12 protein-coding genes are annotated in these 8,836 nt (G+C 48.8%); 2 read left to right on the forward strand and 10 right to left on the reverse strand.

Annotation, left to right across the window (positions count from 1 at the left end; all coding sequences use genetic code 11):
• The first annotated feature begins 269 nt into the window (after window positions 1-269).
• The gene (locus JK216_RS14965) at window positions 270-1,631 is read left to right on the forward strand and encodes an APC family permease (protein WP_212708984.1); all 1,362 of its coding nucleotides are present in this window, start codon (window positions 270-272) and stop codon (window positions 1,629-1,631) included.
• A 65-nt stretch (window positions 1,632-1,696) separates the two neighbouring features.
• Here the strand turns inward: JK216_RS14965 and sbcB are convergent, their stop codons facing one another.
• Window positions 1,697-3,127 carry an exodeoxyribonuclease I gene (gene sbcB, locus JK216_RS14970; protein WP_212712034.1) on the reverse strand — a complete coding sequence of 477 codons (1,431 nt, stop codon included), beginning with the start codon at window positions 3,125-3,127 and terminating at the stop codon, window positions 1,697-1,699.
• Window positions 3,128-3,303: 176 nt separating this feature from the next.
• Here sbcB and JK216_RS14975 point away from each other — a divergent pair, with 176 nt between their 5' ends.
• Window positions 3,304-4,485, forward strand: a complete 1,182-nt coding sequence (locus JK216_RS14975) for a site-specific integrase (protein WP_212712045.1) — start codon at window positions 3,304-3,306, stop codon at window positions 4,483-4,485.
• Here the strand turns inward: JK216_RS14975 and JK216_RS14980 are convergent.
• The 9 genes from JK216_RS14980 to JK216_RS15020 form a co-directional block, all read right to left on the reverse strand.
• Window positions 4,463-4,657, reverse strand: a complete 195-nt coding sequence (locus JK216_RS14980) for an AlpA family transcriptional regulator (protein ID WP_212712035.1) — start codon at window positions 4,655-4,657, stop codon at window positions 4,463-4,465. The two genes, JK216_RS14975 and JK216_RS14980, sit on opposite strands and share 23 nt — an antisense overlap.
• Window positions 4,658-4,976: 319 nt before the next feature.
• Entirely contained in the window at window positions 4,977-5,465 is a 489-nt protein-coding gene (locus JK216_RS14985; protein ID WP_212712036.1) for a hypothetical protein, read from the reverse strand.
• The gene (locus JK216_RS14990; protein ID WP_212712037.1) at window positions 5,462-5,704 is read right to left on the reverse strand and encodes a DNA polymerase III subunit theta; all 243 of its coding nucleotides are present in this window, start codon (window positions 5,702-5,704) and stop codon (window positions 5,462-5,464) included. The genes JK216_RS14985 and JK216_RS14990 overlap by 4 nt, the downstream gene beginning before the upstream one ends.
• Window positions 5,705-5,706: 2 nt before the next feature.
• Window positions 5,707-6,036: a hypothetical protein gene (locus JK216_RS14995; RefSeq protein ID WP_212712038.1), complete on the reverse strand. Its 330-nt coding sequence runs from the start codon at window positions 6,034-6,036 to the stop codon at window positions 5,707-5,709.
• Window positions 6,037-6,233: 197 nt separating this feature from the next.
• Window positions 6,234-6,494, reverse strand: coding sequence for a DUF551 domain-containing protein (locus tag JK216_RS15000; RefSeq protein WP_212712039.1), 261 nt, complete (start codon window positions 6,492-6,494; stop codon window positions 6,234-6,236).
• A 100-nt stretch (window positions 6,495-6,594) separates the two neighbouring features.
• A complete protein-coding gene (locus tag JK216_RS15005) occupies window positions 6,595-6,936 on the reverse strand; it encodes a hypothetical protein (protein WP_212712040.1) in 342 nt (113 codons plus the stop codon).
• A 65-nt stretch (window positions 6,937-7,001) separates the two neighbouring features.
• On the reverse strand, window positions 7,002-7,319 hold the full coding sequence (locus JK216_RS15010; protein ID WP_212712041.1) for a hypothetical protein: 318 nt from the start codon (window positions 7,317-7,319) through the stop codon (window positions 7,002-7,004).
• Window positions 7,316-7,891: a hypothetical protein gene (locus JK216_RS15015; protein ID WP_212712042.1), complete on the reverse strand. Its 576-nt coding sequence runs from the start codon at window positions 7,889-7,891 to the stop codon at window positions 7,316-7,318. The genes JK216_RS15010 and JK216_RS15015 overlap by 4 nt, the downstream gene beginning before the upstream one ends.
• A complete protein-coding gene (locus tag JK216_RS15020; protein ID WP_212712043.1) occupies window positions 7,891-8,712 on the reverse strand; it encodes a PD-(D/E)XK nuclease-like domain-containing protein in 822 nt (273 codons plus the stop codon). The genes JK216_RS15015 and JK216_RS15020 overlap by 1 nt, the downstream gene beginning before the upstream one ends.
• Window positions 8,713-8,836: the final 124 nt, after the last annotated feature.

Raw genomic sequence — 8,836 nt, forward strand, 5'->3', positions numbered from 1 at the left:
TATTTTTTTTGCGTAAATGTTTGATTACTCATCCTGACGGGGCCGGAACTTTTCCGGAGAGATATACACAAAAAACACTCACCGAAGTGAGTCTGAGGAAATATTGATGGGGTTGTTCACCACTTTACCAGCAGCATCTGGTAGCCGCTTTCGCGACGACTACGGCGCGACATTCAATGGCACATCTGTTTTACACTTCACGTTTCGCCGCGCGCGGAAATTCCCTGTGGAGCAATCCGCACCGATTGTTACTGTAGGGAGCCAGACTCATGCAAAATAATACTTCTCCTGCACCACAGCGTGCCAATCTGAAAAAAACACTGACACTGCTGCCTGTGGTGATGATTGGTCTGGCTTATATGCAGCCAATGACCCTGTTTGATACCTTTGGGATTGTTTCCGGGCTGACCAGTGGCCATGTTGCCACCGCTTATGCTTTCGCCTTAATCGCTATTCTGTTTACCGCACTGAGCTATGGCAAGCTGGTACGCCGCTTCCCGTCAGCTGGTTCGGCCTATACCTATGCGCAAAAATCCATCAGTCCTCATGTCGGATTTATGGTCGGCTGGTCCTCATTGCTGGACTATCTGTTTATGCCCATGATTAATATTCTGCTGGCAAAAAGCTATTTTGAATCACTGGTACCGGGGGTCCCGTCATGGATTTTCGTTGTATTACTGGTGGTGTTTATGACTGTCACTAACCTTAAAGGGATTAAGACAGTCGCTAACTTTAACAGTGTTATCGTGGTCCTGCAGATTGCGGTAATGGTGTTTATTGTTGGTCTGGTTATCTATGGCGTCAGCCATGGTGTCGGTGCCGGTACCCTGGTAAGCAGTAAACCGTTCTGGTCTTCTGATGCGCAGGTTGTTCCTATGATCACCGGGGCCACAATATTGTGCTTCTCCTTCCTTGGCTTTGACGGTATCAGTTCACTGTCAGAAGAAACCAAAGATGCAGAGCGCACTATTCCGAAAGCTATTTTCCTGACAGCCCTGATCGGCGGATTACTGTTTATTGCAGTGTCATACTTCCTGCAACTGTATTTCCCGGATATCTCGCGCTTCAAAGATCCGGACTCTTCACAGCCGGAAATCATGCTGTACGTAGCGGGTAAAACGTTCCAGTTCGGTATCCTGATTTTCTCCTGTGTAACCGTGCTGGCATCCGGAATGGCTGCACATGCCGGTGTTTCCCGTCTGATGTACGTGATGGGACGTGACGGTGTATTCCCGCAACGTTTCTTTGGTTATATTTCACCGAAGTGGTCTACGCCGACCCTGAATGTGTTGCTGGTAGGTGCCATTGCGTTGCTGGCGATTAACTTTGACCTGGTGACGGCGACTGCCCTGATTAACTTCGGTGCGCTGGTGGCATTTACCTTCGTTAACCTGTCGGTTATTTCACAGTTCTGGATCCGTGAGAAACGTAACAAGACCCTGAAGGATCATATCAGTTATCTGATCCTGCCACTGCTGGGAGCGATGACGGTGGGTGCTTTATGGGTTAACCTGGAAGAAAGTTCTATGATTCTGGGGCTGATCTGGGCGGCTATCGGCATTATCTACCTGGCCGTGGTAACCCGTATCTTCAGATTACCGGTACCACAATACAGTGAAGACGGATTATAATCTGTCGGTCTGAACACTGATTAACCCTGCCGGCAATGACGGCAGGGTTTTTTTATATCTGCGAATCAGTTCAGTAAGCTTTCAGCGTACCGGTATAATGCTTTCAGCAGTGACTGCTTATGTGCGTCGTCCGGATAGAGCGCAGAAAGTTGCTGCAGCTCAGCAAGGTACTGTTCTGCCCGGGTGGCTGACAGACTTTCTCTGCGGTGTTCCAGCCAGCGTTGCTGCTCACTGTCATCCAGCGTTCCCGGGAAATTACGGGCGCGGTAGCGAAACAGCAGTGCATCGATGCGCGGATCCTGCCAGCGAATATCCAGCGCCGGTAAATGGCGGGGATCCGTTGAACGGATAATATTTATCGCATGCTTATCCGCCTCACTGAAAAAGCCGTCATACAGCCGTGCATCCACATCCTCTGTCGCCGGAAATTCACGGCTGGTCGCATAAATTTCGACAACTTTCTCACGAATTTCACTGTGCTGACGTAACAGGGCCAGATTTTCCAGACAACGGGCGCGATCTATCGCCAGTCGCGCGGCATCTTCCGGCCGCAATGTACTGGCCGGGGCCAGTACCGGACATTTATTAATATGCACCAGTTTCAGCGGCACTGCCGGCAGATTACCGCGCTGTTCACGGGTACTGTACAGACGTTCACGCAGAGTCTGAGCATTTTCCTGTAACAACGGTTCGAGGTCACCGGCCAGGTCGAGGGTGATCAGGGCATTTTTATTCTCCGGATGCCAGGCCAGCGGCACTATCCAGCTGGTATTTCCCCGCGCCGCACCGAACATACCCGAGACATGTACCAGTGGTTTCATTTGCGGAATATCAATCAGGGTCTGCAGTTTATTTTTATTACGATGGCGGAACAGAAAATCGAATAATTTCGGCTGTTTTTCTCTGACCAGTCTGGCCATGGCGATAGTGGCATAAACATCCGACATAGCATCATGAGCCTGTTCGTGGCTGATATTGTTGGCTGCCGTCAGATGTTCCAGCCGGAAAGAGGGCAATCCGTCTTCGTTTTCCGGCCAGTGAATACCTTCAGGACGGAGAGCATAACAGGCACGCATCACATCCAGCAGATCCCAGCGTGAATTTCCTGCCTGCCAGCTCCAGCCATAAGGTTCATAGAAGTTCCGGTAAAAAATATTGCGGGTAACCTCATCATCAAAACGGACATTATTGTAGCCCACCACACAGGTTGCCGGTTCAGAAAACAGAGTGTGGATACGCCTGGCAAACTCCGCCTCATTGACCCCCTGTGCCAGAGCATGTTGCGGGGTAATCCCGGTGATCATCACCGCTTCCGGCTGCGGGAGATAATCATCGGCGGGCTGGCAATAAAAAACCTCTGGTTCACCGATGATATTGAACTGCGCATCGGTACGGATGCCGGCAAACTGTGCCGGACGATCCAGTGCAGGGTGCTTGCCGAAAGTCTCATAATCATGAAAGAGGAAGGTAGGTGTTACTGATTCATTATTTTTCATCCAATACCTTCCTTTTCTTTCCTGTTAATTTATTAAAAATCAAAATATTACCGGTTATATCGCTCAATTATCGACCTTTTCTATCCTGGGTTTTCCTTTATTATCCTCTTTACTCCACGCGACATTTTGTACCATTCTTGTACCAACCTCAATTTCTCTGGTGTACCAAATTTAGAATGGCCCTTTCAGACACGAAGCTAAGAACAATTTCAGGCAAAGCCTATACTGGACCCTCGGAGGTTACAGACTCTAACGGCCTGAGCGCAAGGATATCACCTAAAGGCGTTATCAACTTCCAGTTCCGCTTTAAATGGCAGGGAAAATTTCAGCGCATGAGTATTGGCCGGTATCCGTCAGTGTCATTGAAGGATGCCAGAAACATTACCGATGAGCTCAGGCTGCTGGTTGCATCCGGCGCTGATCCACGCTCTAAGTTCGATAGAGGCCAGAGCTCAAAAGCTACCTTGGCCGACTGCCTGGACTACTGGTACCAAAACTATGTAATTACGCAACTCAGACCCAAGACCCGGGACCTCTATAGCTCGACGGTAATGAAGGTTATGGAGGGTGCATTTCGGTATGTACCCATTGAGGACATCACCGCTAAGCAGTGGGTTGATTTCTTTACTGTGCAGGAACGAGAGAATCCGCGCCGGGCCCGTCAGGTTCTCAGTCAGCTCAGAACCGCGGCACACTGGTGTATCCGTCGGCAGTATATTGAGTCTTCATCCCTGATGAACATTCTACCCCGTGACTTTGGTACATCGTCGCAGGTAGGGGACAGAGTACTGACTTATCAGGAACTGGCACAGATATGGCTGAAGATAGACCGTACACGGGCATCCACAGCCAATAAGCTCCTTCACCAGATGCTGATGCTATGGGGCGCCAGAAACTCAGAGTTGAGGCAAGCCACCACACAGCACTTTGATCTGGATAGCATGATCTGGACTACGCCCGCAGAGTTAAGCAAAATGGGCAATATCATTCGCCGGCCTATCTTCCCGGCAATTGAGCCGCTTCTTGAAAAGGCTCTAACAACATATAAAGATGTTTTGTTTCCGGGAGACGCGCTGGACAAGCCGATAACTATATCAGCGGCCAACAGGTATATCGGCAGGGTTCGTGACGGCATGGATATCGGGTACTGGAGAGCGCACGATTTTCGCCGGACGCTGGTTACCCGATTGTCTGAGCAGGGAGTAGCGCCCCATGTCACCGAGAAGATGCTGGGGCATGATTTGGGTGGGATTATGGCAGTGTATAACAAGCATGACTGGATTGAAGACCAGAAGCAGGGCTATGAGCTTCACGCGGATAAAATCTTCTGGCACGTTAAGAAGCTATCTTCTGCTTAGAACCGCCATTATTAATCCAGTTTTGCACCTCGGACGGCCGGTATTGATTCGGATGTGATCGTACCGGTTCCGGGAAGCAGCATTCCTTTCTGTAGCGCCACATCGTGTTTGGCGAGCGGATGTTCAGGCAGGCCATCACTTCTTTTTCGGTAACGAGTTGTTCAATCTGCATAGCATTCTCCTTTACCCAACCCGTAGGCACGACGATGCCGCCGGTGACCGGTGCGGGAATAGGGTGGTTTTAGTGGGTGGGGTTAATGACGTTTAAACTTCGCGGCGCGTTCATGCTTTTCATCGCACGTCCTGCAGTAACTGTCGCAGTAGTGGCCTTTGTCGATTACTTCGCTGCAGTAAGGCACTTGCCAGTGAATGGCTTCGGTCGTGAGAGGTTGGCCAATGCTATCTGCAATTGCTGCTGCTCGCGTTCAGTTGCTTCGTCGGATGGGTCGGCGTGGGTCATGGTGGTTTCCTTTAGGCAATAAAAAGCCGCCTCAGTTGGCGGCTTGGTAAAGTTCTTTGAAAAATTTCCTAGCTAGTCTGTATCTCTCAATTATCCTGAAATCGCTTACTCCGAAATCAAGGTCATTATTGGTTTTTTGATGGTCTTTTTGGTCGATCAAGGACTTAAAAATGTTAGGTGGAGTCAGTAGCATAAAGTTATCTTTTTGTCTGTATTTTGCAGGAGCACTAATACAGAAATCGACAATTACGACGTGAGCGAGGCATATCAGCCTAACCAAGCTTTCTCTTTGCTCTTTAGATAAAGACCTAATATCAGAAACATTACCAATGTCATTGATTGATTTTGCAATTGACATAAGGCTTTCCAACCCCTTTGTTTCCAGATCTCTTTGTCTAACTAACATGTTATTTTTTGAAGAGATTAAGCTATCTCTAGCTGCAAAGAGAGCCATGCCGGCCGCAATTACTGTTCCAGCCGCAGAAGCTAGATTTATATAATCTCCATGATGCCAACTCACTTCCCTTCCTCCTTCGCATAAACCGGATCATTGCCTCTTGGCAGTTTCATGGCCTCCTGCCGGTACATTGCCAACCTTTCCCTGAAATACTCCCGCAGCGCCTCTGGCTGTTGTTCCTCTACCTGAATAGCAACAACTGGCATGTTCATGCGCTCTTTGTAAGCAACGCCTGACGCTGCCAGGTCGACATTAATTTTCTCGCGTTCTTCTTCGGGCTTAGCCGAAATATTGAATGACATAATCAATCGAGAGACTTCGGAGGATTGGCTGCCAATAATGCAGTTATATATGAATAAGTTGGCTTTTCATCTTGCAGGTAAGCCAGGTGCTCGCCGCTGTCCATTTTAACAGCTCTCAATAAACCTCCTGGAAAACTAGGTAGACTTATCTCGTTGGTAAAATCATTTTTGAAAAGTTCTAACGCTGTCTTTGCTGGGTAAATATCATAAGAGATAATCTTAAAATCGAATTTGATTACTTTAGAACCTTTTCGGATTTCATCGCTGATGACATTATTGTTTCTCAGGTCCACGAATTCTATTGTAGCTTTATTGGACGATATATCAGACATGCAACTTTCCTTACGGTTAAGAAAAATACCATCCTACACCCTCCTGTCTACTTCTCCACACAATAACGCAGCTGCCGGCCGCCGCGTATGCAGTCGGTCAATGATGGTCTGACATTGTGTTTCGGTGGGGTAGATATGTTCAGTGAGAGGGGTTACCAGGTTACCGGAGATAATGAGGATGACGTATCCGGCGAGTATCATGCGGGTGGCTCCGGTAGTGGCATCCAGTGAGTAGCTTTGTAGAGCAGGTCACCTCTCTGATTTATGAACATCTGTATACGCTTGCATTTATAAGCAATGCTCAGCCCAGCCTCATCGAGAAGCAACACCCATACCTTAGCCCTGGGATATCGTTCGGAAAGCGGTATCCAGCGTGTTTTCTCAACCAGCTCCCGCAGAATTAATGCATCTGCATGGCCTAACGTGTAACCGGTCTTAATGTCATCAGGATTAAGCATCACTTCCTCCTGTACGCATCCCACAGAGCAATGCGGAACGCTATTCGCTTAATGTAAGCAGGGTACCAGCCCCTGATTATCAGCATGCTTGTTCTCTGGATCATCGCACCACCAAAAGGGCGCTTTGCTTCAGGTTTTCGAGCCATGTTTTATCCATTGCAGCGAGTCTCATACTGATATTAAAACGGCCCTGACGATAAAGCCATGCCATTGAACCCATGCAGTGCGATTCTTTGCCACTATGCTGATACTGGCCATTATCATCTTCATGGCCTGAGAGTGTTTTGTGGCACAGAAACGGCGCCATATCATCAGCAAGAAGGCCTGATTTAATGTCCGCCAGCCTCCCGGGCCTTAGTGTGTGAGATATCGACTGCGGAGAGTCCAAAAATGGACAGTTACTGCATGGTCTGGTTAATGCGATTGCTCGTGTTTTTTTCACTTTATTCCTCTCCAACAGATAACCCTCCCGGCGGCCAGGTGGCAGAGGATAGGGTGAATAGGGGGTTAATTTGGGTAGTGCTTCCGGCTGAAGACGATCCGTGTCTTTTCTTTCGCATTAACGCGCCGTGGTTTGGCTTCCAGCCAGTAGAGCCTGTCCATGGCTCTGCCGTCAGTGGCGAATGGCTCGCCTCTGCCGAGCTTCACGGTGTCGCCCTTAAAGCTGGAGCGCATAACCTCGTTTATCCTCCCGAGGCTGAGGCCGAATATGTCGGCCAGTTGCTGCCCAGTCATTGGTTGTTTGCCTAACTGCCAGGTTATCTTCTCCTTGATGCCTGAAAGCGGACATTCCTTTGTCCGGCGGTAGTGGGGCATTAGCTTCATGCGGAATTTCCTTCGGCCGCCTCCAGCTCTGATTTTCTGGTCTTATATACCTCTGTGGCCTTACTCACCCGATCGCCATCGTCAGCAAGAGCGGCCTTTGTTTTCGCAAACCGGCTTTCAAGCTGAGCTAGCGTTGAGTGCATTGCTGCTTCGGAAAACCACTCCAGCGGGTCTACTTTGGCTTTCGTTACCAATTTTTCGACCGTATGCTCTACGCGCTTCCCTCGCGATACCGTCAGCATCAGAGAAAAGCTTGATTCGACATCGCTCATGGCTTTAACTTTGATGCCGCCAACAGCCACACCGCCATACTTCACAGAGGGATCACCGGCCAAGGTTAAAGATTTCCCTGCCCAGGCATGGCCGTCATTGCCCCAACCCTCAATCAAAACTCGGCGCATTGATTTTGATGGTTTGTAAGGCCTTCCGTCATACCCTTCCAAATCAATAAATACTGGCTGCTCTTTATTTCCGGCTCGGACAGATTTAATTACCGCGGTGATACTACTGATCTGAACATCGTCAAAATTAAGCTGATCAGAGCGGGGGATAATGGTTTGTGATAGGTCCATTAGATTATTACCTCGTCATCAAACTCTTCATCAAAGAGATAAGAAGGGATGTTTATTTCAGACGAAGGGAGAACTATCCCCTCATACCTGACTGATTCGTTTTCAATGCACTCCGCTAGTTTCTCCAGTGCCTCAAACATCTGCTTTCGTCCCTGCTCAAGGGATTCCTCGCCGATGTAATACATACAGTTTCGGTAAGGCGCTGTATTTTCTACGGCGAAAAAACAGAACTGATTAAGATCTCTGCCGGTTACCAGCCTCAGCACATGAAGGTAAAAGGCCGCCTGAATGTGGTAGTGATATTGGCCGAACGCACTACTGAACCCCCGCCCTGATGCATCCCTGCAACTTTTCACATCCAGTGGGTAGGGGTAGGATTCAGAAAGCCGGTCAAACCGGCATTTCAGGTTAAGGCCCGTGACATCACATGTGGCAAACATAGAAATTTCAGATTTACCAGGTGACCGCATGTAATCAACAAAATCACTGTTCATCTTTGATGACTCAACCATGCGGTTTACTGTTTCAACCTCGCTACCTACTAAAACAAAGTCTGAACCGTATTCACTTACCGCTGCCTTGTAGTCAGCCGATCTCCGGTCAAGTCCAGCCGGAAGCAAATAGAAGTCGCGTTTATATACATCTGGCTCAAGAATGGCGGCGTGGATTGCGCTCCCAATGTGGGCTGATTTACTCCCCGTAAATGGATTGAAGTAAAGGTTTGCTGGGCTAATGCTTATCTGCTTTACGGATGTTGACCCTATCGCTGGATCAGCGTGGTAATCAGCACTGGATAAGTTGTGATAGATACCTGGTTCCATTGTTAACTCCACTCGGCCTTGGCCTTATCCATACAGATGCGATCAACGAACTCGGCGTAAGCGTCCTGTGCGTCATCGCTGGCCAGCAGGAATGCATAGGCCGGATTAGCCGCGGCGAACAGTT

This window comes from Tatumella sp. JGM94, assembly GCF_018257595.1.
GTDB lineage: Bacteria > Pseudomonadota > Gammaproteobacteria > Enterobacterales > Enterobacteriaceae > Tatumella > Tatumella punctata.